The organism is Citrobacter sp. Cpo040 (assembly GCF_030332915.1).
GTDB classification, from domain to species: Bacteria; Pseudomonadota; Gammaproteobacteria; order Enterobacterales; family Enterobacteriaceae; genus Citrobacter; species Citrobacter portucalensis.
On record NZ_JAOWGX010000032.1, the window covers coordinates 72,797 to 95,161 of the forward strand.

The 22,365-nt window shown below is 53.0% G+C and carries 25 protein-coding genes; 10 read left to right on the forward strand and 15 right to left on the reverse strand.

The window, feature by feature from the left end; all coding sequences use genetic code 11:
• Positions 1-83 precede the first annotated feature (83 nt).
• Positions 84-1,424 (forward strand): polyamine export protein PaeA, encoded by a 1,341-nt coding sequence (gene paeA, locus OGX86_RS02640; RefSeq protein ID WP_003025713.1) that lies wholly within the window; start codon positions 84-86, stop codon positions 1,422-1,424.
• 66 nt (positions 1,425-1,490) lie between these two features.
• On the opposite strand, the gene OGX86_RS02645 is transcribed toward paeA, so the two are convergent.
• Positions 1,491-1,697: a DUF1107 domain-containing protein gene (locus tag OGX86_RS02645; RefSeq protein WP_003025710.1), complete on the reverse strand. Its 207-nt coding sequence runs from the start codon at positions 1,695-1,697 to the stop codon at positions 1,491-1,493.
• Positions 1,698-2,025: 328 nt separating this feature from the next.
• Between OGX86_RS02645 and OGX86_RS02650 the strand changes: the two genes are divergently transcribed.
• A complete protein-coding gene (locus tag OGX86_RS02650; RefSeq protein WP_286639258.1) occupies positions 2,026-2,583 on the forward strand; it encodes a YtfJ family protein in 558 nt (185 codons plus the stop codon).
• Here OGX86_RS02650 and cysQ read toward each other — a convergent pair.
• The gene (gene cysQ / locus OGX86_RS02655) at positions 2,573-3,313 is read right to left on the reverse strand and encodes a 3'(2'),5'-bisphosphate nucleotidase CysQ (RefSeq protein WP_008786026.1); all 741 of its coding nucleotides are present in this window, start codon (positions 3,311-3,313) and stop codon (positions 2,573-2,575) included. The genes OGX86_RS02650 and cysQ overlap by 11 nt on opposite strands.
• A gap of 188 nt (positions 3,314-3,501) precedes the next feature.
• On the opposite strand from cysQ, the gene cpdB reads away from it, so the two are divergent.
• Entirely contained in the window at positions 3,502-5,445 is a 1,944-nt protein-coding gene (cpdB, locus tag OGX86_RS02660) for a 2',3'-cyclic-nucleotide 2'-phosphodiesterase (RefSeq protein ID WP_122983997.1), read from the forward strand.
• Between the two features lie 47 nt (positions 5,446-5,492).
• Here the strand turns inward: cpdB and OGX86_RS02665 are convergent, their stop codons facing one another.
• A complete protein-coding gene (locus OGX86_RS02665) occupies positions 5,493-5,873 on the reverse strand; it encodes a winged helix-turn-helix transcriptional regulator (RefSeq protein ID WP_032934267.1) in 381 nt (126 codons plus the stop codon).
• A gap of 90 nt (positions 5,874-5,963) precedes the next feature.
• Here OGX86_RS02665 and OGX86_RS02670 point away from each other — a divergent pair, with 90 nt between their 5' ends.
• The 3 genes from OGX86_RS02670 to OGX86_RS02680 all read left to right on the forward strand — a co-directional run bounded on the left by OGX86_RS02670 (position 5,964) and on the right by OGX86_RS02680 (position 8,760).
• Positions 5,964-6,812, forward strand: a complete 849-nt coding sequence (locus OGX86_RS02670) for an SDR family oxidoreductase (protein WP_286639260.1) — start codon at positions 5,964-5,966, stop codon at positions 6,810-6,812.
• Positions 6,813-6,893: 81 nt separating this feature from the next.
• The gene (locus OGX86_RS02675) at positions 6,894-7,718 is read left to right on the forward strand and encodes an AraC family transcriptional regulator (RefSeq protein ID WP_032944272.1); all 825 of its coding nucleotides are present in this window, start codon (positions 6,894-6,896) and stop codon (positions 7,716-7,718) included.
• Positions 7,719-7,794: 76 nt separating this feature from the next.
• Positions 7,795-8,760 carry a DMT family transporter gene (locus OGX86_RS02680; RefSeq protein WP_284106271.1) on the forward strand — a complete coding sequence of 322 codons (966 nt, stop codon included), beginning with the start codon at positions 7,795-7,797 and terminating at the stop codon, positions 8,758-8,760.
• A gap of 68 nt (positions 8,761-8,828) precedes the next feature.
• On the opposite strand, the gene OGX86_RS02685 is transcribed toward OGX86_RS02680, so the two are convergent.
• Positions 8,829-10,400 (reverse strand): methyl-accepting chemotaxis protein, encoded by a 1,572-nt coding sequence (locus tag OGX86_RS02685; RefSeq protein WP_048227198.1) that lies wholly within the window; start codon positions 10,398-10,400, stop codon positions 8,829-8,831.
• 244 nt (positions 10,401-10,644) lie between these two features.
• Between OGX86_RS02685 and ytfE the strand changes: the two genes are divergently transcribed.
• On the forward strand, positions 10,645-11,307 hold the full coding sequence (gene ytfE / locus OGX86_RS02690) for an iron-sulfur cluster repair protein YtfE (protein WP_003025690.1): 663 nt from the start codon (positions 10,645-10,647) through the stop codon (positions 11,305-11,307).
• 147 nt (positions 11,308-11,454) lie between these two features.
• Here ytfE and cycA read toward each other — a convergent pair whose 3' ends face one another.
• On the reverse strand, positions 11,455-12,864 hold the full coding sequence (gene cycA / locus OGX86_RS02695) for a D-serine/D-alanine/glycine transporter (protein ID WP_008786019.1): 1,410 nt from the start codon (positions 12,862-12,864) through the stop codon (positions 11,455-11,457).
• Positions 12,865-13,172: 308 nt separating this feature from the next.
• The gene (gene bamJ, locus OGX86_RS02700) at positions 13,173-13,793 is read right to left on the reverse strand and encodes a BamJ family beta-barrel-assembly machinery protein (protein ID WP_032934269.1); all 621 of its coding nucleotides are present in this window, start codon (positions 13,791-13,793) and stop codon (positions 13,173-13,175) included.
• A gap of 219 nt (positions 13,794-14,012) precedes the next feature.
• On the opposite strand from bamJ, the gene OGX86_RS02705 reads away from it, so the two are divergent.
• Complete coding sequence (locus tag OGX86_RS02705; protein ID WP_032942177.1) at positions 14,013-14,663, forward strand: LysM-like peptidoglycan-binding domain-containing protein; 651 nt, start codon at positions 14,013-14,015, stop codon at positions 14,661-14,663.
• A gap of 64 nt (positions 14,664-14,727) precedes the next feature.
• Here the strand turns inward: OGX86_RS02705 and OGX86_RS02710 are convergent, their stop codons facing one another.
• The 6 genes from OGX86_RS02710 to OGX86_RS02740 form a co-directional block, all read right to left on the reverse strand.
• Complete coding sequence (locus OGX86_RS02710; protein WP_048215078.1) at positions 14,728-15,651, reverse strand: DMT family transporter; 924 nt, start codon at positions 15,649-15,651, stop codon at positions 14,728-14,730.
• A 142-nt stretch (positions 15,652-15,793) separates the two neighbouring features.
• A complete protein-coding gene (gene rplI / locus OGX86_RS02715; protein WP_003025676.1) occupies positions 15,794-16,243 on the reverse strand; it encodes a 50S ribosomal protein L9 in 450 nt (149 codons plus the stop codon).
• A 41-nt stretch (positions 16,244-16,284) separates the two neighbouring features.
• A complete protein-coding gene (gene rpsR, locus OGX86_RS02720; protein WP_000135199.1) occupies positions 16,285-16,512 on the reverse strand; it encodes a 30S ribosomal protein S18 in 228 nt (75 codons plus the stop codon).
• 4 nt (positions 16,513-16,516) lie between these two features.
• Complete coding sequence (priB, locus tag OGX86_RS02725; RefSeq protein ID WP_003025674.1) at positions 16,517-16,831, reverse strand: primosomal replication protein N; 315 nt, start codon at positions 16,829-16,831, stop codon at positions 16,517-16,519.
• 6 nt (positions 16,832-16,837) lie between these two features.
• Positions 16,838-17,233, reverse strand: a complete 396-nt coding sequence (gene rpsF / locus OGX86_RS02730) for a 30S ribosomal protein S6 (RefSeq protein ID WP_003025672.1) — start codon at positions 17,231-17,233, stop codon at positions 16,838-16,840.
• A 158-nt stretch (positions 17,234-17,391) separates the two neighbouring features.
• Entirely contained in the window at positions 17,392-18,156 is a 765-nt protein-coding gene (locus tag OGX86_RS02740; RefSeq protein WP_003830447.1) for a TSUP family transporter, read from the reverse strand.
• Positions 18,157-18,455: 299 nt separating this feature from the next.
• On the opposite strand from OGX86_RS02740, the gene yjfY reads away from it, so the two are divergent.
• Together yjfY and OGX86_RS02750 are read left to right on the forward strand one after the other, a co-directional pair.
• Positions 18,456-18,731 (forward strand): DUF1471 family protein YjfY, encoded by a 276-nt coding sequence (gene yjfY / locus OGX86_RS02745; protein WP_003025668.1) that lies wholly within the window; start codon positions 18,456-18,458, stop codon positions 18,729-18,731.
• A 167-nt stretch (positions 18,732-18,898) separates the two neighbouring features.
• Entirely contained in the window at positions 18,899-20,092 is a 1,194-nt protein-coding gene (locus OGX86_RS02750) for an MFS transporter (RefSeq protein WP_048227201.1), read from the forward strand.
• 62 nt (positions 20,093-20,154) lie between these two features.
• Here the strand turns inward: OGX86_RS02750 and OGX86_RS02755 are convergent, their stop codons facing one another.
• From OGX86_RS02755 to ulaD, 3 genes are read right to left on the reverse strand one after another with little or no spacing between them, the layout of a single operon-like run.
• Positions 20,155-20,841 (reverse strand): L-ribulose-5-phosphate 4-epimerase, encoded by a 687-nt coding sequence (locus tag OGX86_RS02755; protein ID WP_267458601.1) that lies wholly within the window; start codon positions 20,839-20,841, stop codon positions 20,155-20,157.
• Positions 20,841-21,695: an L-ribulose-5-phosphate 3-epimerase gene (locus OGX86_RS02760; RefSeq protein WP_043018185.1), complete on the reverse strand. Its 855-nt coding sequence runs from the start codon at positions 21,693-21,695 to the stop codon at positions 20,841-20,843. The genes OGX86_RS02755 and OGX86_RS02760 overlap by 1 nt, the downstream gene beginning before the upstream one ends.
• A gap of 9 nt (positions 21,696-21,704) precedes the next feature.
• Positions 21,705-22,355, reverse strand: coding sequence for a 3-keto-L-gulonate-6-phosphate decarboxylase UlaD (gene ulaD / locus OGX86_RS02765; protein WP_003025660.1), 651 nt, complete (start codon positions 22,353-22,355; stop codon positions 21,705-21,707).
• Positions 22,356-22,365 lie beyond the last annotated feature (10 nt).

Sequence of the window (22,365 nt, forward strand, 5' to 3'; positions counted from 1 at the left end):
GCAGCTAACGCACCTGCAGCTTGAAAGACGACGAGTATCAACTTCTCCCTTCCGAGGATCTGACCCGAACGGTCGGATAAGATATGTTAAACAGTATTTTAGTCATTCTCTGCCTGATCGCCGTGAGTGCGTTTTTCTCGATATCCGAGATCTCGCTTGCTGCATCACGCAAAATAAAACTTAAACTGCTTGCCGATGAAGGCAACGTAAACGCACAACGTGTTTTGAAGATGCAGGAAAACCCCGGCATGTTTTTTACCGTCGTGCAAATTGGCCTTAACGCGGTCGCCATTCTCGGCGGTATCGTCGGTGATGCAGCATTCTCTCCGGCGTTTTACAGCCTTTTCTCGAAGTACTTCGCTCCAGAGCTGTCCGAACAGTTAAGCTTTATTCTGTCGTTCTCGCTGGTTACTGGCCTGTTCATCCTGTTCGCGGATTTAACCCCGAAACGCATCGGTATGATTGCGCCAGAAGCTGTGGCTTTGCGTATCATCAACCCGATGCGCTTCTGCCTGCTGGTCTTCCGCCCGCTGGTGTGGTTCTTTAACGGTCTGGCAAACAACATTTTCCGTCTGTTTAAGATCCCAATGGTGCGTAAAGACGACATCACCTCGGACGACATTTACGCCGTGGTCGAAGCGGGTGCGCTGGCGGGTGTTCTGCGCAAGCAGGAGCATGAGCTGATTGAAAATGTATTCGAACTGGAATCCCGTACCGTCCCGTCTTCAATGACCTCGCGCGAGAATATTATCTGGTTCGATCTCCATGAAGATGAGCAAAGCCTGAAGAACAAGGTGGCGGAACATCCGCACTCCAAATTCCTGGTGTGTAACGAAGATATCGACCACATCATTGGTTATGTTGATTCAAAGGATCTCCTCAACCGCGTACTGGCGAACCAAAGCATGGCGCTGAACAGCGGCGTACAGATCCGCAATACGCTGATCGTCCCGGACACGCTGACGCTCTCTGAAGCGCTGGAAAGCTTCAAGACCGCAGGCGAAGACTTTGCCGTCATCATGAACGAGTACGCGCTGGTGGTGGGGATTATCACCCTCAACGACGTTATGACGACGCTGATGGGCGATCTGGTAGGTCAGGGTCTGGAAGAGCAGATTGTGGCACGTGATGAAAACTCATGGTTAGTCGACGGCGGTACGCCGATTGATGACGTGATGCGCGTGCTGGATATCGACGAGTTCCCGCAGTCCGGCAACTATGAAACCATTGGTGGTTTTATGATGTTTATGCTGCGTAAAATCCCGAAACGCACCGACTCGGTGAAGTATTCAGGCTACAAATTTGAAGTGGTGGATATCGATAACTACAAGATCGATCAGCTGCTGGTGACGCGTCTGGACAGCAAACCTACCGTTCTGGTACCAAAACTGCCAGATGCAAAAGAAGAGGCCAAGGCGTCTTAACGCCTTACAGAAACATCAACGGCTCCCATCAGGAGCCGTTTTTTTTACTACTGCATAGCACTTTGATCAAGCCATCTCAGTTTGCAGACGCAAGACCTGACGGTTAACTTCGGACATCACGGAAAAATGCAGTTTGTCCTTCACTTTTGGGATAAGAATTTTACCCTTATCAAATTCAAAAGCGCCTACATCCTTGATATATAACCGTCCACGAAACAGGATCTTCACGTACTTCGCCACCTGCAGCGGGTTGTATCGTTGGAAAATTTTCATTGTTGTCTCCTGCTGAGCATTACGCCTTTGCGGTACCACAATCGGTCCGACAATCCTCAGGCGCAAATTTTAATGCCCTATGACTATAGACTATCTCGTTGATGTTTCCAGCGTGTATAAGTTTATTTACCTTCAAGTTACAATTATTCAGAATTATCTTTTCAACGCTTCGCTGTCTTCAGTATAAGCCTTCATTTTTCGCAGGATTTGTGCGCCCGTCCGCAAACTGGCATCGCGCTTGCGGGAAAAAGCATCATTCGCACATATGATTAAATTCCAGACCCAAGTGGTCGGATCACCTGCAAAATAAAAGAAAGAAGGAAAACCTATGACCTTACGAAAACTGCTGGCGCTGTCGTGCCTGCTACTGCCGATGATTGCCTCCGCACATAAGTTTGAGACTGACCAGCGCGTACCGCCGGTGGGGATCGCCGATCGTGGCGAACTGATTCTCGATAACGATAAGTTTAGCTACAAAAGCTGGAATAGCGCGCAGTTGCCAGGCAAAGTGCGAATTGTGCAACACATTGCCGGACGCAACTCCGCCAAAGAGAAAAATGCGACGCTGATCGAGGCAATCAAAGCCGCCAACCTGCCGCACGACAAATACCAGACCACTACTATTGTCAACACGGATGACGCCATTCCCGGTTCCGGTATGTTTGTGCGCAGCAGTCTGGAGAGCAATAAGAAGCTCTACCCGTGGTCGCAATTCATTGTCGACAGCAATGGCATTGCGCGTAAAGCCTGGCAACTGGATGAAGAGAGCTCCGCTATCGCCGTACTCGACAAGGACGGACGCGTGCAGTGGGCAAAAGATGGCGCATTAACGCAGGAAGAGGTGCAGCAGGTAATTGCCCTGCTGCACAAATTACTCAGTAAATAGAGACGCGGAAGCCGGGGTTGAGGAACGATTCACGTGGGGTGTAATCCAGAGGTTTCCCCTGCCAGTCGTGAACGTGCGCTCCGGCTGCGGCTGCAACGGCATGGCCAGCGGCGGTGTCCCACACGTTGGTTGGCCCAAAACGCGGATACAGCTGTGCGTGCCCTTCCGCCACCAGGCAGAACTTCAGCGATGAGCCAATCGACGTGGTCTGGTGCTCACCCAACTGTTGCAGATATTCTTTTAACTCATTGTCGGCATGCGAGCGGCTAATGACCACCAGCGGCGGACGCGCGTCACGAACCTGAATTTGTTTGCGTACGCCGCACTCTTCTTTCCACGCTTTACCTTCTGCTGCGCTGTACATCACTTTCATTACCGGCGCGTAAACCACGCCCAGAACCGGCTTTCCTTTCTCGATCAGCGCAATATTGACGGTAAATTCACCGTTACGCTTAATGAACTCTTTGGTCCCGTCCAGCGGGTCCACCAGCCAGTAGCGCTGCCAATGCTGGCGAACATCCCAGCCAGGAGGCGCCTCTTCAGACAGAACCGGAATATCCGGCGTCAGCGCCAGTAATCCTTCGAGGATCACCGTATGTGCGGCGATATCTGCCGCCGTGACCGGAGAATCATCCTGCTTGCTGGTAATCTCCATCGGTTTGATTCCATCGTAGACCTGCATAATGGCATCGCCCGCGTTCCGTGCAAGCTGGCATACATGTTCTAGCATTCTCCACCTCGTTTCTGTCAGTGGTGTTAACTCGTTGTTTTACTTATACCCGATCGTCAGGGGATCCGCCAACTGTGATAGCGTCTGCGGTTTTAAACGCTATATTCATGTCATGATTCACAGTTCTGTAAGCAAGAAGATTTATATACATTTTCTTTTGTGGCTTAGATCTTAAAAGGATGCCCCTGATGATTAAGTTTAGTGCAACGCTTCTGGCAACGCTGATTGCAGCCAGCGTCAATGCCGCGACCGTCGATCTGCGTATAATGGAAACCACTGATTTACATAGCAATATTATGGATTTCGATTATTACAAAGATACACCGACAGAAAAATTCGGTCTGGTACGTACGGCAAGTCTGATCAACGCTGCGCGTGGTGAAGTCAAAAACAGCGTGCTGGTTGATAATGGCGATCTGATTCAGGGCAGCCCGCTCGGGGATTACATGGCGGCCAAGGGGCTGAAAGCGGGCGAAACTCACCCGGTATATAAGGCGCTGAATACCCTGGATTACGCGGTGGGTAACCTCGGCAACCATGAATTCAACTACGGTCTGGAGTATCTGCACAACGCGCTAGCCGGAGCGAAGTTCCCTTACGTTAACGCCAATATCATCGACGTGAAGACCAAAAAGCCGCTGTTTACGCCTTACTTGATCAAAGACACTGAAGTGGTCGACAAGGAAGGGAACAAGCAGACGCTGAAGATTGGCTATATCGGCTTTGTTCCACCGCAGATTATGACCTGGGATAAAGCCAACCTCAGCGGCAAAGTCACGGTGAACGACATTACGGAAACTGCACGCAAATACGTTCCGGAAATGAGAGAAAAAGGCGCCGATGTTGTGGTGGTGGTTGCTCACTCCGGGCTTTCTGCCGACCCATATCAAACGATGGCGGAAAACTCCGTTTATTACCTCAGCGAAGTACCGGGCGTGGATGCCATTATGTTTGGTCACGCTCACGCCGTCTTCCCGGGTAAAGACTTTGCCAATATTAAAGGCGCAGATATCACAAAAGGTACGCTGAATGGGGTTCCTGCGGTGATGCCGGGTATGTGGGGCGATCACCTGGGCGTGGTGGATTTAGTGTTGAATAACGACAGCGGTAAATGGCAGGTCACTCAGGCGAAAGCCGAGGCTCGCCCGATCTATGACGCCGCAGCCAAAAAATCACTGGCAGCAGAAGACAAAAAAATCGTTGAGATCCTGAAAGCCGATCACGACGCCACGCGTGAGTTTGTCAGCAAACCGATCGGTAAATCCGCCGACAACATGTACAGCTATCTGGCGCTGGTACAGGATGACCCGACCGTACAGGTGGTGAACAACGCGCAGAAAGCCTATGTGGAACACTTTATTCAGGGCGATCCGGATCTGGCAAAACTGCCGGTACTTTCCGCCGCCGCGCCGTTTAAGGTCGGTGGACGCAAGAACGATCCGGCAAGCTTCGTAGAAGTCGAAAAAGGTCAGTTAACCTTCCGTAACGCCGCTGATTTGTATCTCTATCCCAACACTCTGGTGGTGGTGAAAGCCAGCGGTAAAGAGGTGAAAGAGTGGCTGGAATGTTCCGCCGGGCAGTTCAATCAGATTGATATCCACAGCAGCAAACCACAGTCGTTGATTAACTGGGATGGCTTCCGTACCTATAATTTCGACGTGATTGACGGCGTGAATTATCAGATTGATGTTTCACAACCCGCCCGCTACGACGGTGAATGTCAGACCATTAACCCGAAAGCGGAACGTATTAAAAATCTGACCTTTAACGGCAAACCAATCGATCCGAATGCCACCTTCCTCGTCGCGACCAACAACTACCGCGCCTACGGCGGTAAGTTTGCCGGAACCGGCGACAGCCACATCGCGTTTGCTTCTCCGGATGAAAACCGCTCGGTGCTGGCCGCGTGGATTGGTGCTGAGACGAAGCGTGCCGGTGAAATTCACCCGGCGGCAGATAACAACTGGCGTCTGGCGCCAATTCATAGCGATACACCACTGGATATTCGCTTTGAAACATCACCGTCTGACAAAGCCGCGGCATTTATTAAAGAGAAAGGCCAGTATCCGCTGAAGAAAGTCGCGACCGATGACATCGGTTTCGCTATTTATCAGCTGGATTTAAGTAAGTAATTTTCGTGCCGGATGCGGCGCAATAGCGTCTTATCCGGCCTACAAAACTACGCAGCCCGTTCGTCCCGCTGCGCTAAAACTTGCGGCAAATTCAGTTCTATCCAGTCCGCCAGCGCGGCGACTTTATCGCTCACCTGCTCACCCAACGGCGTCAGGCTATACTCCACGTGCGGCGGTACCACCGGATACGACACCCGATTGATAAACCCGTCATGCTCTAACGCTTGCAGGGATTGCGCCAGCATCTTTTCACTGACCCCGCCCATCTTACGGCGCAAATCGCTGAAACGGTGCGTACCGTCGCGCAGCGCCACCAGAATCAACACGCCCCAGCGGCTGGTGACGTGTTTTAACACCTCACGGGAGGGACACTGTTCGGCAAACAAGTTGCCATCGCGTAACTGCTGGGAGAGCGTCGAAGCTGTCATTTTCATACTAACCTTTTTGTGCGTACTTACTAAAAGTAAGTTTAGGTGTTAGCGTGATTAAACACAAGACCAATACCAAGGAGTCACCCCATGATCGCAATTACCGGCGCCACCGGCCAACTGGGCCAACACGTTATTGAATCTCTGCTGAAAACCGTTCCTGCCAGCCAGATTGTGGCAATTGTGCGTAATCCCGCTAAAGCGACGGCGCTTAGCCAGCAGGGCATTACCGTTCGTCAGGCGGATTACAGCGATGAAGCCGCCTTGACGGCTGCCTTACAGGGTATCGACAAGCTACTGCTGATCTCCTCCAGCGAAGTGGGACAACGTGCCCCGCAGCATCGTAACGTGATTAACGCAGCGAAAGCCGCGCACGTGAAATTCATCGCCTACACCAGCCTGCTGCACGCCGACACCTCCCCGCTGGGGCTGGCTGATGAGCATGTGGCAACCGAGAAGATGCTGGCTGAATCCGGTATCGCGTACGCACTGCTGCGTAACGGCTGGTACACCGAAAACTATCTCGCCAGCGCACCAGCGGCACTGGAACATGGCGTGTTTATCGGGGCAGCAGGTGAAGGCAAAATCGCCTCAGCGACTCGCGCCGACTATGCCGCCGCTGCGGCGCGCGTCATCAGTGAAGACGGTCACGCCGGTAAAACCTATGAGCTGGCGGGCGACGCAGGTTGGACCCTGAGCCAGTTGGCTGCCGAGCTGGCAAAACAGAGTGGTAAAAAAGTGGTGTATCAGAACCTGAGCGAAGCTGATTTTGCCGCCGCGCTAAAAGGTGTGGGCCTGCCTGCCGGACTGGCGGACATGCTGGCTGACTCAGACACAGGTGCCTCCAAAGGCGGTCTGTTCGACGATAGCCATACGCTGAGCAATCTGATTGGTCGCCCGACCACCTCGTTGGCTGACAGCGTCAAAGGCATCGTGTAAGTGTTAAAAATTAGTTAATTGTGGTGGCATCCCCGCGCATCCTCTCTGATAATGACAGGATGATGCGTGGGGAGAGAAAACGTGCAAGGTGTACCTGAGCAGTTTATTGATGAGAAAGACAGCGCCCGCTTTCGCCATCTGGCGCAGGTGCCGGGCGTTGAGCTGTATCATGCACACATCTCGCGTTACGCTTTCGAGCCGCACACCCATGAAGCGTTTGGCATTGGCGCGATAGAAGCCGGAGCCGAACGTTTTCGTTATCGCGGCACGCAGTATGTTGCCCCCGCCCATTCCGTCGTCACCATGAATCCCGATGAGCTGCATACCGGCGAAGCCGAAACCGCCGACGGCTGGCGCTATCGGATGATTTACCTTGAACCCGACCTTCTGGAAGAGGTCACCGGGATCCGCCACTGGTGGTTTCATGACGTAACGCGTCACGATCCGCTGCGCTCGCGCCAGATCTGCTCGCTGATCCACGGCCTGTGGAACACGGAGGATCCGCTGGCGCAAAAAGGACTCCTACTCGATCTGATCGACACGTTCCAGCCGCTGGCCCGCCATGCGCCGGTATTGCCGGAGGGGGCGCATCGCTTTGAACGGGTACGCGAGTATCTGCATGATAATTATATGCATCCGGTCACGCTCGACGAGCTGGCGCGGGTTGCATCGCTGAGTCCCTGGCATTTTCAGCGCCAGTTTAAGTCTCATTTCCACGTCACGCCGCACCAGATGCTGATGGCGATCCGGCTGTGGCGAGCCAAAGGTTTTCTCACTTACGGTATGCCCGCCGCAGAGGTCGCCGCCGCAACCGGCCTCACCGACCAGTCGCATCTCACCCGCGCGTTTACCCATCGCTACGGCATTACGCCGGTACGTTATCAGAAACAAGTCGTCCGGCGTTGATCAGCAATCTCATACAATACGGCAGCATTTTTCCTGCCTACACTCGACTTATTGTTAAACGATGTGGATGTCCAAAATGATTAGCGGTGTGTTGTATGCCCTGTTGGCCGGGCTGATGTGGGGATTAATTTTTGTTGGACCGCTGATCGTACCGGAATACCCGGCGGTATTGCAGTCGATGGGGCGTTATCTGGCGCTGGGGCTGATCGCATTGCCGATTGCCTGGCTGGGACGTGCGCGCCTGCGTCAACTCGTGCGGAAAGACTGGGTAACTGCGCTGACGCTAACAATGATGGGGAATCTGATTTATTACGTTTGCCTGGCAAGCGCCATCCAGCGCACCGGCGCACCGGTCTCCACAATGATTATTGGTACATTGCCGGTGGTGATCCCGGTCTTCGCTAATCTGCTCTACAGCCAGCGTGACGGCAAATTATCATGGTGGCGTCTGTCGCCTGCGCTGGTGTTGATTGGTATAGGGCTGCTGTGCGTGAATATCTCGGAGCTGAATCAGGGGTTACCAGACTTTAGCGGCTGGCGTTATGGTTCCGGCATCGCGCTGGCGCTTGTCTCGGTGGTGTGTTGGGCGTGGTATGCGCTGCGTAATGCCCGCTGGCTGCGCGAGAATCCGGATAAGCACCCGATGATGTGGGCGACGGCCCAGGCATTGGTGACGCTGCCTGTTTCTCTGCTCGGTTATATTGCCGCCTGCCTGTGGCTGAACGGGCAAACGCCGGACTTCGCTCTGCCCTTCGGTCCCCGTCCGGGTGTGTTTATCGGCCTGATGATAGCCATTGCGGTCTTGTGTTCGTGGGTTGGCGCACTGTGCTGGAACGTCGCCAGCCAAAAATTGCCGACGGTTATCCTCGGCCCGTTGATTGTCTTCGAAACGCTGGCCGGTTTGTTGTACACCTTTATTCTGCGTCAGGAATTTCCACCTCTGCTGACGGTTAGCGGAATAGCACTGCTGATGGTTGGGGTGGTGACAGCCGTCAGAGCCAAGCCGCAGAAACCGAGCGTCGTGGTGGTTTCACAATCATAATGTGCCGGATGGCGCTGCTTATCCGGCCTACAAGGACTGTACGATCTCATGTAGGCCGGATCAGGCGTTTACGCCGCCATCCGGCGCGACACTTTAAACACCGCTACCGTCTGGTTCAACCGCGCGGCCTGCTCTTCAAGCGCGGCAGCGGCGGAAGCGGACTCTTCTACCAGCGAGGCGTTTTGCTGCGTGACGCGATCCATTTCGGCAACCGCCAGGCCTACCTGATCGATACCCCGACTTTGTTCATCAGAAGCTGAGGCAATCTCCCCCATGATGTCGGTCACGCGGGTCACGGCGCTAACTATTTCCGCCATCGTTTCTCCCGCTTCATGCACCAGCGCCGTACCGGCATTGACCCGATTCCCTGAGTCATCAATCAGCGCTTTGATCTCCTTCGCCGCCTGAGCGCTACGCTGCGCCAGCGTCCGAACCTCGCCTGCGACCACGGCAAATCCGCGCCCCTGCTCGCCCGCACGCGCCGCTTCCACCGCCGCGTTTAGCGCAAGGATATTGGTCTGGAAGGCAATACCGTCGATAACATTGGTAATTTGCGCGATTTTGCTGGAACTGGTGGCGATTTCATCCATCGTACGCACCACGCTATCGACAACGGTTCCGCCTTTTTGCGCCGTCTGTGAAGCATTTTTTGCCAGACTGGTCGCCTGACGCGCGTTATCTGCGTTCTGTCTCACGGTTGCGGTAAGTTGTTCCATGCTGGCTGCGGTCTCTTCCAGAGAGGCAGCCTGCTGCTCGGTACGTGAAGAGAGATCGTTACTGCCTGCGGCGATTTCACCCGCGCCGGTATAGATGGTATCAGCCCCGTCACGCACCACGCTGACCGTATTCGCCAGCGCCTGCTGCATGTCACGGACGTTGCTTGCCAGCAGCGCCATTTCATTACTGCCGTCGGCGCTGATGGGGTGCGTCAAATCGCCTGCGGCAATGTGGCGAATATGTCCCATCACCTCGTGGAGCGGCTTGAGCAGCACTCGCTGCATCGCCAGCCAACTGGCGATAATCACGGTGACGACAATCAGCATCACCGCGGACAGCAGCCAGATTATCTTCTGGTAATCACTCTCATTGTCCTGCACTCCGGCAGTGGCCAGCGCCGTTTGCGCGCTACGCCATTGCCGATAAACTTCCTGCATGGCCGTTTGCTTTTGCTCGGCATTCTGCTTGAACATCTCTTCCAGCTTTCCTTCAGCCAGCAGCGCGTTCATTTTTGCCAGCGTCGCAGAATAGATGCCGTACTGCTCTTCCAGTCGATCGGCCAGATGCTCATCCAGCCCCGGCGTTTCCGGCAGAGCGTAGTATTTATCGTAATGCTCTTTCGATTCGGCCAACAGGCGATTTGCCGTGTTCACCAGCTCCTGCAACTGACCGCCGTTAATATCGCTGGCCATCGTTCCCTGTAAACGCAGCATGCCCCGGTTGAGCGTGACGCGAGCCTGGTTCAGGCTAATCCACGCATCGGTAAACTCGGCCACGTTCTGGCTGGAAAGTTGAGACACGTTAAAGTTCTGTTTATCGTTATTGAGTGCGCCAATAAAGACGCCTGCGGAGATGAGCTGCATTGCGCCCAGCGCGAGTAGCACGGTGATAAGTAAGGTTATCACTTTGATTCGTTTGAACATCTGTTGCCTTTTATTATGCAGGTATTGTCTGAGGTCTAACTATCGGCAGCGGCGTGCGCTTATTTAATCCTGTCGTGCGGATTTTTTCGCCGTATCTCTCCTTTCCAATAAGATTCAGCATCTTAACGAGATAAGAAATTTTCGTGACGTCCATCACAAAATACCCCACCCCGAAAGGGTTATATCCTTCGCCATAAGTTGCATTTAAAATACACCTTATATTATTGAGAATGAGGTAACGGCAATGTCTTATCGCGATCAACCTTTAGGTGAACTGGCGCTCTCTATTCCTCGCGCTTCGGCCCTGTTTCGTAAATACGATATGGATTACTGCTGCGGCGGTAAGCAAACGCTGGCACGCGCTGCCGCGCGTAAAGAGCTGGATTTAGACGTTATTGAGGCGCAGCTCGCGCAGCTGGCTGAACAGCCGCTGGAGAAAGACTGGCGTACCGTGGCTCTGGCTGAAATCATCGACCATATCATCGTGCGTTATCACGACAGACACCGCGAACAGCTGCCGGAGCTGATCCTGCAGGCCACTAAAGTTGAACGCGTTCACGCAGACAAACCGAACGTACCGCGCGGTCTGGCGAAAAACCTGACCATGCTGCATGAAGAGCTGTCCAGCCACATGATGAAGGAAGAGCAGATCCTGTTCCCGATGATTAAACAGGGCATGGGTAGCCAGGCGATGGGGCCAATCAGCGTGATGGAAAGCGAACATGACGATGCGGGTGAACTAGTAGAAGTGATCAAACACATCACCCATAACGTCACGCCGCCACCAGAGGCCTGCACCACCTGGAAAGCCATGTATAACGGCATTAACGAGATGATCGACGACCTGATGGAACACATCAGCCTGGAAAACAATGTGTTGTTCCCGCGTGCCCTCGCAGGTGAATAAAAAAGCCCGGTAGCGCTAGCGCTTACCGGGCCTACAACGACCTCGAACGTAGGCCTGATAAGGCGAAGCCGCATCAGGCAATCCCGCCAGCATAGTGCCGGATGCGGCGTAAACGCCTTATCCGGCCTACATCTCACGTCTTAGCGATTAACGCACGCCTGCCATACGTTTCTTACCGATAAACAACCAGCCCAGACCCAGCGCGATGAACCACAGCGGCGTCACGATCAGCGCCTGACGGGTATCATCTTCCAGCGTCAGCAGTACCAGTACGAAGACGAAAAACGCCATACATACCCAGCACATCAGCTTGCCTAACGGCATCTTGTAGATTGATTTTTCATGCAGGTGAGGACGTTGCTTGCGGTACACCAGGTACGAGCAAAGAATGATGGTCCAGACGAACATGAACAGAATCGCCGATACAGTGGTGATCATGGTGAAGGCGCCAATCACGCTCGGGTTCACGTACAGCATCACCACGCCGCCCAGCAGACAGATACAGGAGAAGGTTAAACCCTTCGCTGGAACTGCGCGTTTAGACAGCTTGGCAAACGCTTTAGGCGCCACGCCTTCCTGGGCCAGACCGAACAGCATACGGCTGGTAGAGAACACGCCGCTGTTTGCAGAAGAGGCAGCTGAAGTCAGTACAACAAAGTTGATCAGGCTCGCCGCAGCAGGCAGACCAACCAGCACAAACAGTTCAACGAATGGGCTCTTGGTTGGCACTACCGAGCTCCACGGCGTAACGGACATAATCACGATCAGCGCGAACACGTAGAACATGATGATACGGATTGGAATCGAGTTAATGGCGCGCGGCAGAGATTTCTCCGGGTCCTTGGTTTCCGCTGCGGTCGTACCCACCAGCTCAATACCCACAAATGCGAACACCGCTATCTGGAAGCCGGCAAAGAAGCCGCTCAGACCTTTCGGGAACCAGCCACCGTCATTCCACAAGTGCGTGAACGATGCCTGAACGCCGGTTGGCGACTGGAAGTGCGTCAGCACCATCACCAGACCGACGACAATCAGGCCGATAATAGCAACGATTTTGATCATCGCAAACCAGAACTCCATCTCACCAAACATTTTTACGGTGGCGAGGTTGAGGCTCAGCAGCAGCACGATCACCGCCAGCGAGGCGACCCAGTCTGACAGTTCGGGGAACCAGAATTGCGCATACGCGGTAATGGCGACAACGTCTGCCATCCCGGTAACGACCCAGCAAAACCAGTAGGTCCAACCGGTAAAATACCCGGCCCATGGCCCGAGCAGGTCAGAGGCAAAATCACTAAACGATTTGTACTCCAGATTCGAGAGCAGCAATTCACCCATTGCACGCATCACGAAAAACAGCATAAAACCGATGATCATATACACAAAGATGATCGACGGTCCGGCGAGACTGATGGTTTTACCGGAGCCCATAAACAGGCCAGTACCGATAGCGCCACCAATAGCAATAAGTTGAATATGACGGTTTGTGAGATTGCGCCGTAGCGACTGTTCAGACGACGCCTCTTCAGCGGTGTCGACTTTTACCTGATCTACCATGTTTTTTCTTCCTGTACCTGTCTGTGTTGTTCAGGCTCTACGGCCTTTAGTGTGTCTATGATACGACGATCCTGTTATCAGGACTCATCGATATTAGGTAAGAATTGGCGGGATGAATACTAAGATTTAGATATAATGTTAATTTAATGTTTAAAGTGAGTGTCATATCACTCTGATAGCGCGAATCAGCTCACAAAAATACACGCTGACGGGGCATTTGCAAGATAAAATATCGACAACGACGTAACTATAGCTTTTCACGCTATTTTTTTGCTCCCCCCGGCCTCGGGGGGAACAGAAGTCACTGCTTACAGGATCTCAAGCAGCTCAACTTCGAACACCAGCGTGCTGAACGGAGGAATGGACGCGCCAGCGCCACGCTCGCCGTAAGCCAGTTCCTGAGGAATAGTCAGTTCCCATTTGGAACCTACCGGCATCAGGGTCAGCGCTTCAATCCAGCCTGGGATTACGCCGTTAACCGGGAATTCAGCCGGTTCGCCACGTGCGACAGAGCTGTCAAACACGGTACCGTCGATCAGCTTACCGGTGTAGTGCACGCGAACGCGGTCAGTACGTGCCGGAATAGCACCTTCACCCTGGGTCAGAACACGGAACTGCAAACCGGATTCAGTGCTGTTCACACCGTCTTTCTCACGGTTTTCTTCCAGATATTTGACGCCATCAGCCGCCATAGCCTGGAAACGCTCGCGACGAACTGCATCAGCACGTTCGTGGATTTCACGCAGTGCGCGATGCACAACATCAACCGGCACTGCCGGGTGCTTACCTTCCAGCGCGTCAGCGATACCCGCTACCAGCGCTTCAGGCAACAGTCCTTCCAGTCCGGATTCGCTCAGCTGTTGTCCTACCTGCAAACCAATGCCGTAGCTTGCTTGCGCTTCGATAGTGTCAAAAGTCGGGTTAGCCATCATATTTCCTTTCATCGGATGTAAAGTAGCGGGCAGCATATCAGCCATGCCGCATCCGGTAAAACTTTGTCTCGGGAACAGATGACAAATCGCGAGGAAACATAAACAATAGGAATATCCCGCGTTGACGTCACGAAAGCGGGTAATATGACGAACATCATAGCGTTAGCCATCTATACTCTATGATCGAGGAACGAGACGCGGAGCAGGAGGAAAGCCATGCCCGGGCGCTTTGAATTAAAACCAACCCTGGCGAAAATCTGGCATGCACCGGACAATTTTCGCATTATGGACCCGCTACCACCTATGCACCGCCGCGGCATTATTATTGCTGCTATTGTGTTGGTGATAGGTTTCCTGCTCCCTTCCAGTGACACCAGCGATACCCCTGTGGTGACGCGTACTGCCCAGCTGGATTTACAGTCACAATCGCAGCCACCGACCGAGGCTCAGTTGCAGGCACAGCTTGTCCCGCCGCAAAATGATCCCGGCCAGGTCGCTCCGGTTGCGCCAGAGCCAATCCAGGAAGGCGAACCTGATGCGCAGCCTCAGGTCCAGCAATCTCAGCCGCAGACACAACCTTTCCAACAGGATAGCGGAATTGACCAGCAGTGGCGCTCCTACCGCGTAGACTCAGGTAAAACGCTGGCGCAGGTATTCCGTGACCATAACCTCCCGCCAACCGATGTGTATGCGATGGCACAGGTTGAAGGCGCCGGAAAACCACTGAGCAATCTGAAAGACGGTCAGATGATACAGATCAGGCAGAATGCCAATGGCGTAGTGACAGGATTAACCATTGATACCGGAAATGGCCAGCAGGTCCTGTTTACCCGCCAGCCTAACGGCAGTTTTATTCGCGCCCGTTAAGCGCTGTGACCCCGCGATTCCAGGCCTGATAAGCGATAACGCCATCAGGCATCAAGGTGAAACGTCAGCGTTTCACCTTGTTCACCCACCAGATCCCCGAACACACCAGCACCAGCGCTACCGCATATTTCCATTCGAGAATGTTTTCACCGAGGAATATTGCCGACAGCACTGCACCCGAAACCGGGATCAGGAAGTTAAACGGCGCAATCATCCCCACACGATTATGTTTGAGCAGAATACTCCACAAGGCGAAAGCGACCGAAGAGAGTAACGTCAGGTAGCCGAGAATCGCCACCGAAGACGCACCGTGTACGGTTAGCGTGCCGCCAAAAGCGTAGCCGCCGATAACCAACGCCAGGCCGCCACCGCCCAACTGGTACCCTGTCATTACCGTCGGGTCCACCGTCTGAGAAATACGTTTTCCATATAGCGTGGCAGCAGAGAGAATAAAGGCTGCCATCACTACTGAGCCGTCGCCTAACAGGCTGAAGCTAAAATCCATTCCACTGCTAAAGTTCACCACCATTACGCCGGTAAAGCCCAGAATACAGCCCAGCGCTTTGTTGTAGCTCAGTTTGTCGTTATGGTAGATAAAATGGGCCAGCAGCACGCTGAAGAAGGTCCCGGTCGCATTCATGATGGACCCTTTCACTCCCGTCGTGAACGCCAGGCCAATGTAGAAGAAGATGTATTGCAGCGAGGTTTGCGTTAGCCCCAACAGCGTGAGTTGGCCGTACTGACGCGGGCTTAACCGGCCAATCGGTTTACGCTGCGCTACCGCCAGCAGTAGCAGCAATAATCCCGCAAACAGAAAGCGATATCCGGCAAAGACAATCTTTGAGGGAATGTCATCCGTGGCAATCTGGAAGATCTCATATCCGCTTTTGATCGCCGGATAGGCGCTCCCCCACAGCAGGCAGCAGAACGCCGCGCTCAGGTAGACAATATTTTTACGCGCAAACAGAGGTTGGTGCGTTGGTTCCATTCCATCACCACTTTGAAATAATGTTTTATTTTTGTGATTATCCCGAAAAGGATAAAGAATAGCCAGAGAGAAAAGCGGGGGAACAGAAAAGCAAAACGCCGGCACAGGGCCGGCGCTTTTACGCGGTCATCAGAATAAAAACTTATTCTGCAACTACGTTTACAGTCAGCTTAGCAAACACTTCGCTGTGAACCTGGAAGCTCACTTCGTGCTCGCCAGTGGTACGCAGAACGCCGTTCGGCAGACGAACTTCGCTCTTAGCTACTTCAACGCCAGCTGCAGTTACAGCGTCAGCGATGTCGCGAGTACCGATGGAACCGAACAGTTTACCTTCGTCGCCAGCTTTAGACGCGATGGTTACGGTTTCCAGTGCGTTGATTTTCTCAGCACGAGCTTCAGCAGCGGACAGAACGTCAGCCAGTTTAGCTTCCAGTTCAGCGCGACGCGCTTCGAAAAATTCAACGTTTTTCTTGGTAGCAGGAACAGCTTTACCCTGTGGTACCAGGAAGTTACGAGCATAGCCCGCTTTAACGTTAACCTGATCACCCAGGCTACCCAGGTTTGCTACTTTATCAAGCAGAATAACTTGCATTACCTTATCCTCTCAAAGTCGTATTAATGGACCGTGACCGATTACTGATGACGATCAGTGTACGGCAGCAGGGACAGGTAGCGAGCGCGTTTGATAGCGCGAGCCAGCTGACGCTGGTATTTTGCACGGGTACCGGTGATACGGCTTGGGACAATCTTACCGCTTTCGGTGATGTAGTTTTTCAGCGTAGCGATATCTTTATAGTCGATCTCTTGAACGCCTTCCGCGGTGAAACGGCAGAACTTGCGACGACGGAAATAACGTGCCATATGGCTAGTCTCCAGAATCTATCAATTCAATCTGCTCGGCATGCAGAACCATTTTGCTCAGGCCGTTCTTTGCCTTGTGGCAAGAGATGAACCCCTGAACGGTCACTGCGCTACCGACCGTTATACTGTGAGTAATGGCCTGGTTTTCGTGTCCGCTAATAATAACGGGCATTTGGCACCACGCCTGCCGGTGAAACCCGGCTTCCTCCTGCACAGAACGATGCTCAAGCACGAACTGGCAATGAGGAATTCCTGATGGACTGACCTTTCGAAGGGGGGCCCTGCACACAGTGCCGGACAACGCCAGACGGTTGGTCATCAGAAATTACTCTTCAGAATCCCCAGCTTCAGCATCATCTGCGGTTTCGTTAGCGAAATCATCGCGACGTTCACGACGCTCGTCTTTCGCTTTAACCATCGGAGATGCTTCGGTAACAGCGTGTTTAGTACGCATAACCATGCTGCGGATAACGGCATCGTTGAAGCGGAAGGTAGTTTCCAGCTCATCGATCACTTCCTGCGGCGCTTCAACGTTCATCAGAACGTAGTGAGCTTTGTGCAGTTTGTTGATCGGGTAAGCCAGCTGACGGCGGCCCCAGTCTTCCAGACGGTGGATCGTGCCTTCTGCACCAGTGATGGCAGCAGTGTAGCGTTCGATCATACCCGGAACCTGTTCGCTCTGGTCAGGATGGACCATAAAAACGATTTCGTAATGACGCATCGAATTGCTCCTTACGGATTATTCAGCCTCCTGTCTGGGTCAGCCGAGGCCCATGGAGGCAAGGAACGTGTTAAAGGTCGGCTGAAAAATGACGCGTCATAATACTGGGGTCAGCAGGTAAACTCAAGGTGCTTGTACGATTATTTATCATGTTGCCATTAATACATATCCAGCAGCATTTTGATGCTGATACAAATGGAGACAATGACAATCATGGGTCGGATGACTTTCTTACCGCGCGTCAGTACGACTGTCGCACCAAGACGTGCGCCAAGGGATTGCCCTGCAAACATCACCAAACCCAGCGACCAGATCATTTTACCGCCGAAAATGAAGAACAAAATTGAGGCGATGTTCGACGCCAGGTTAATAAAATTCGAGTGGATTTGCGCTTTATCAATACTGTATCCCCACAGCAGAATATAGCTGAGGGTATAAAAGGAACCTGCCCCAGCCCCGAGAAAGCCATCATAAAAACCAATACATCCCCCACCGATCAACGAGAAGAGAAACAGGGATACCTGCTGCTTTCTTTTCGGTTCGCTAAGGTTTGGCGCAAAAATAAAGTAAATGGCGACTGCGATAATCAGGATTGGGAGCAGTTTCTTCAGCAGTTCCGGTTCAATGAACTGGATAAGCGTCGTTCCCAGCGCAGAACCGATAAAGGCAGATAAAAACACATACTTGTGCTCCTGCACGTTGATATGTCCTCGGCGTAAAAAGTAAATTCCGGAGGTCAGCGAGCTACCCAGAGCCTGAATTTTATTGGTTGCCAGCGCATTAGCCGGGGGTAAACCAGAAATTAAGAGTGCGCCAATAGAGAGAAATCCACCACCACCCGACACCACGTTAATAAAGCCAGCCACCAGCGCGACCATAAACATAACCACGAAATAGCTGAAATCCATGAATGAAGTATCCATAAGTTTTTGCCTTATTATCATAAAGTTATATTAATTATCCGGCTCACTATAAACGGCGTACTCACCCGATTAAATTGACTATTTAGTAAGAGCTTATGCGCGAAAGGCAGGTATTTTTTCACCGCAGCGGTATACACCAGCAGACTGTTAATTAAAGAAAAGATGGCTATGCGGTAATTTTTTGAACAACTGCATCAGAAATGGTCGCTATCGACTGCGCTGGTAGCGGTTAAAATTACATCAGAAGTTAATCACTCACAGGAGAGAGGCAACCAGAGACCGCAGTCGAGGAGGTACATATGCGAGCCCGTGTTTTGACCCTTCTGGCTGTGCTTTTGCTCAGTGCAAATGCAACGGCAGCCATCAAAATTGATAACCATCAGGCCAGGAACATGGATGATGTGCAGAGCTTAGGCGTCATTTACATAAATCATAACTTCGCCACTGAAAGTGAAGCCACTCAGGCCCTGAATGAAGAGACCGATGCGCAAGGCGCAACCTACTACCACGTGATCCTCACCAGGGAACCCGGTAGTAACGGAAATATGCACGCCAGTGCAGATATTTATCGTTAACACCAGAAATAACCAACGAGAACATTGCCACAGTTTGACTTGCCCCCTTCACTGGGGGCTTTTTTTGCGCATCAGGTAAATGAGAATTATTTTTCTTTGTATCTTATCCTGGTCATCATTTACTGATTAAATAAAGCATTACCGAACTGATTCTCTGGAGCGAAACCATGTTTGCACGCTATGCGACGCTGAATCGCATACCAAAAGGCGTTTGGGTGCTGGGCGGCGTGAGTCTGCTCATGGATGTCTCCTCCGAAATGATCCATAGCCTGCTGCCGTTGTTTATGGCAACCACGCTGGGAGCCAGCGTCATTATCATTGGCCTGATTGAAGGATTAGCTGAAGCCACCGCGCTCATCATTAAGGTTTTTTCCGGCGTCCTCAGTGATTATCTGGGAAAGCGCAAAGGGCTGGCGATGCTCGGTTATGGTTTGGGGGCACTAAGTAAGCCCCTGTTCGCGATGGCGGGCTCATCAGGCATGGTATTCAGCGCTCGCATGATTGATCGTGTGGGTAAAGGTATTCGCGGCGCCCCCAGGGATGCGTTAGTCGCAGATGTCACCCCGTCCGAGATCCGCGGTGCCGCCTATGGTCTGCGCCAGTCTTTGGATACCATTGGCGCATTTCTGGGCCCCCTGCTCGCCGTCGGGCTAATGCTGCTATGGAACAACGATTTTCACACTATCTTCTGGGTTGCCGTCATCCCTGGAGTACTCTCTATCACCCTGCTATGGTTTGGCCTGAGTGAACCGAAAACCCCCGTCACTGATAAACGCACCAATCCATTACGACGGGAAAACCTGAAAAAGCTGAGTGCAGCTTACTGGTGGGTCGTGGGACTGGGCGCGCTCTTCACGCTCGCCCGCTTTAGCGAAGCGTTTCTCGTGTTGCGCGCATATCAAATGGATATCCCACTGTTTGCCATTCCGCTGGTGATGGTCGCCATGAATCTGGTCTACAGTCTGTCGGCTTATCCTTTTGGTAAAATGTCTGACAGCATGAACCACACCCGCATGTTACAGGCGGGCCTGCTGGTCCTGATCGCGGCGGATATCACTCTGGCGATGAGTCACCACTGGAGCACGTTGCTGATAGGCGTGGGACTGTGGGGGATTCATATGGGCATGACGCAAGGGTTGCTGGCTGCCATGATTGCGCATACCGCGCCAGCAGAGCTACGCGGTACGGCCTTCGGTATGTTTAATCTGATCAGTGGCATCGCCCTACTGGTAGCCAGTACCGGCGCGGGCATTCTGTGGGAAACGATGGGCGCAGCCTCGACGTTTTACGCTGGTGCTGTCATTTGTGCGATAGTTTTAGCAGGAATGCGATTTACACCAGCGGCTTACCAGCAACGCTGAAAATTGCCCCGAACAGATCGGTGACGCACATCCGTAGATGCACGTTGTCCGGGGCAAAGACGTTACTTCTGCCCGTAGTAGGCGTTTGGGCCGTGCTTACGCATGAAGTGTTTATTCATCAGATAACTGTCGATGGGGCTAAGAGCCGGATTAATGCCACGCGCAATCCATGCCATTTTTGCCACCTCTTCCATCACCACCGCGTTATGTACCGCGTCATGAGCATCTTTGCCCCAGGCAAACGGGCCATGCTGGTACACCACTACGCCTGGCGTATGCAAAGGTTCCACCTCCCCCAGCGTTTCAACAATCACCCTGCCGGTATTCAGCTCATACTCATCCTGAACTTCCGCTTCAGTTAACGCCCGGGTGCAGGGGATATCACCAAAGAAGTAGTCCGCATGCGTCGTGCCTAGCGCAGGAATTGCCAGACCTGCCTGCGCCCATGCCGTCGCGTGGGTTGAGTGGGTATGCACCACGCCGCCAAGAGAGGAATAGCGACGATACAGCGCCAGATGGGTGGCGGTATCGGAAGAAGGACGATAGCGTCCTTCCACCACGTTGCCGTGCAGATCCACAACTACCATGTCGTCCACTGTCATTGTCTGGTAGTCGACGCCGCTGGGCTTAATCACCACCATCCCGCGTTCGCGGTCGATAGCGCTGACATTACCCCAGGTAAACGTCACCAGCCCGTAGCGCGGCAGATCCATATTAGCCTCAAAAACCTGCTGTTTGAGTTTTTGCATTACACCGCCTCCACCAGACCGGCGCTGGCCATACGCGCTTTCACCCAGTCGCGCGCCTTCGCCACTTCACGAGCCGGATCGTCCGACGTTTCACTCCACATCTCAATCAGGTATGGCCCGCAATAGCCACTCTGTTTGAGCGTTTCGAAACAACGTTCAAAATCGACAACCCCTTCACCAAACGGCACATTTTTGAATACGCCGGGTTTAGTATCTTTCACGTGTACGGCAACGATATGACCCATTCCCGCCTGCAGCTCCATCTGCACATCGTTGTCCCACGCCGACAAATTGCCGATATCGGGATACAGCTGGAACCACGGATTGTTGAGATAGTGAGCGTATCCCAGCGCCTTACTGATCGAATTCATCAGTGGATAATCCATGATTTCCATCGCCAGCGTCACCTGTGCACGGCTCGCCATCTCTACGCTTTCTTTCAGCCCATCGCGAAACCGACGACGCGTTTCGTTATTGGCCTGCTGGTAATAAACGTCGTAACCCGCCAGTTGAATAACGCGAATACCGATATCCTGCGCAAACTGAATGGCTTTACGCATGATCTCCAGCCCCTGTTCGCGTACCGCATCATCTTCACTACCAAGCGGGAAACGACGATGAGCGCTCAGGCACATGGACGGTACCCGTATCCCTGTCTCAGCGATAGCGGCCACCAGCGCCAGTCGCTGCTCGCGGTTCCAGTCAAGACGCGCCAGGCGAGCGTCGGTTTCATCAACCGACATTTCGACAAAGTCAAAGCCCAGTTCCTTCGCCAGCTGCAAACGCTCCAGCCAGCACTCCCCGCCGGGGAGTGCTTTTTCATAAATACCGAGCGGGACCTGTTTCGACAACATAGTCGCTCCTTATCCCCACAGCTGGGCGATAGAACGTTTGAACTGACGGGCCGCTTCCACCGGAGAAGCGGCATCGCGAATGCTGCGACCGGCAATAAAGACGTGAATCGGAATTCCCTGGAACAGCGGCAGATCTTCCAACGCCAGACCGCCGGTGACGGTGACTTTAAAGCCCATCTCGGACAGGCGTTTGATCGCGCTGATATCCGCCTCTCCCCATGCCACACCCGCTGCCTGCGCATCACGGCTGCGGTGATACACAACTTGCCCAATGCCCGCGTCACGCCACTCTTGCGCCTGCTCCCAGGTCCAGTAACCCGTCAGTTCAATCTGTACATCACCGTTAAATTCTTTCGCCACCTCCAGTGCCCCCTTGGTGGTGTTGATATCCGCACAGCAGATGACGGTGACCCAGTCAGCGTTGGCTTCGAAACACATGCGAGAGAGGATTTTTCCCGCATCGGCAATTTTGGCGTCCGCCAGCACAATTTTATGCGGGTAAAGCGCCTTCAGATCGCGTACGGCGCGCACGCCCTCTGCCACGCAAAGAATAGTGCCCACCTCAATGATATCGACCTCTTCGGCAATCAGACGCGTCGTTTCATACGCGGAAGACATTGATTGGTTATCCAGCGCAACCTGCAACATAGGTAATGACATTTTGGTATCC

Bases quoted from the DNA above. Each gene is read 5' to 3' on its own strand.
- OGX86_RS02740 (WP_003830447.1), bottom strand. From the start codon at position 18,156: ATGGATACTTCATTCATGGATTTCAGCTATTTCGTGGTTATGTTTATG.
- OGX86_RS02685 (WP_048227198.1), bottom strand. From the start codon at position 10,400: ATGTTCAAACGAATCAAAGTGATAACCTTACTTATCACCGTGCTACTC.
- ulaD (WP_003025660.1), bottom strand. From the start codon at position 22,355: ATGTCATTACCTATGTTGCAGGTTGCGCTGGATAACCAATCAATGTCT.
- yjfY (WP_003025668.1), top strand. From the start codon at position 18,456: ATGCGAGCCCGTGTTTTGACCCTTCTGGCTGTGCTTTTGCTCAGTGCA.
- rpsR (WP_000135199.1), bottom strand. From the start codon at position 16,512: ATGGCACGTTATTTCCGTCGTCGCAAGTTCTGCCGTTTCACCGCGGAA.
- cpdB (WP_122983997.1), top strand. From the start codon at position 3,502: ATGATTAAGTTTAGTGCAACGCTTCTGGCAACGCTGATTGCAGCCAGC.
- OGX86_RS02760 (WP_043018185.1), bottom strand. From the start codon at position 21,695: ATGTTGTCGAAACAGGTCCCGCTCGGTATTTATGAAAAAGCACTCCCC.
- priB (WP_003025674.1), bottom strand. From the start codon at position 16,831: ATGACCAACCGTCTGGCGTTGTCCGGCACTGTGTGCAGGGCCCCCCTT.
- OGX86_RS02710 (WP_048215078.1), bottom strand. From the start codon at position 15,651: ATGGAACCAACGCACCAACCTCTGTTTGCGCGTAAAAATATTGTCTAC.
- bamJ (WP_032934269.1), bottom strand. From the start codon at position 13,793: ATGGCTAACCCGACTTTTGACACTATCGAAGCGCAAGCAAGCTACGGC.
- rplI (WP_003025676.1), bottom strand. From the start codon at position 16,243: ATGCAAGTTATTCTGCTTGATAAAGTAGCAAACCTGGGTAGCCTGGGT.
- OGX86_RS02750 (WP_048227201.1), top strand. From the start codon at position 18,899: ATGTTTGCACGCTATGCGACGCTGAATCGCATACCAAAAGGCGTTTGG.
- cysQ (WP_008786026.1), bottom strand. From the start codon at position 3,313: ATGCTAGAACATGTATGCCAGCTTGCACGGAACGCGGGCGATGCCATT.
- OGX86_RS02670 (WP_286639260.1), top strand. From the start codon at position 5,964: ATGATCGCAATTACCGGCGCCACCGGCCAACTGGGCCAACACGTTATT.
- paeA (WP_003025713.1), top strand. From the start codon at position 84: ATGTTAAACAGTATTTTAGTCATTCTCTGCCTGATCGCCGTGAGTGCG.
- OGX86_RS02650 (WP_286639258.1), top strand. From the start codon at position 2,026: ATGACCTTACGAAAACTGCTGGCGCTGTCGTGCCTGCTACTGCCGATG.
- cycA (WP_008786019.1), bottom strand. From the start codon at position 12,864: ATGGTAGATCAGGTAAAAGTCGACACCGCTGAAGAGGCGTCGTCTGAA.
- OGX86_RS02645 (WP_003025710.1), bottom strand. From the start codon at position 1,697: ATGAAAATTTTCCAACGATACAACCCGCTGCAGGTGGCGAAGTACGTG.
- OGX86_RS02755 (WP_267458601.1), bottom strand. From the start codon at position 20,841: ATGCAAAAACTCAAACAGCAGGTTTTTGAGGCTAATATGGATCTGCCG.
- OGX86_RS02705 (WP_032942177.1), top strand. From the start codon at position 14,013: ATGCCCGGGCGCTTTGAATTAAAACCAACCCTGGCGAAAATCTGGCAT.
- ytfE (WP_003025690.1), top strand. From the start codon at position 10,645: ATGTCTTATCGCGATCAACCTTTAGGTGAACTGGCGCTCTCTATTCCT.
- OGX86_RS02665 (WP_032934267.1), bottom strand. From the start codon at position 5,873: ATGACAGCTTCGACGCTCTCCCAGCAGTTACGCGATGGCAACTTGTTT.
- OGX86_RS02680 (WP_284106271.1), top strand. From the start codon at position 7,795: ATGATTAGCGGTGTGTTGTATGCCCTGTTGGCCGGGCTGATGTGGGGA.
- rpsF (WP_003025672.1), bottom strand. From the start codon at position 17,233: ATGCGTCATTACGAAATCGTTTTTATGGTCCATCCTGACCAGAGCGAA.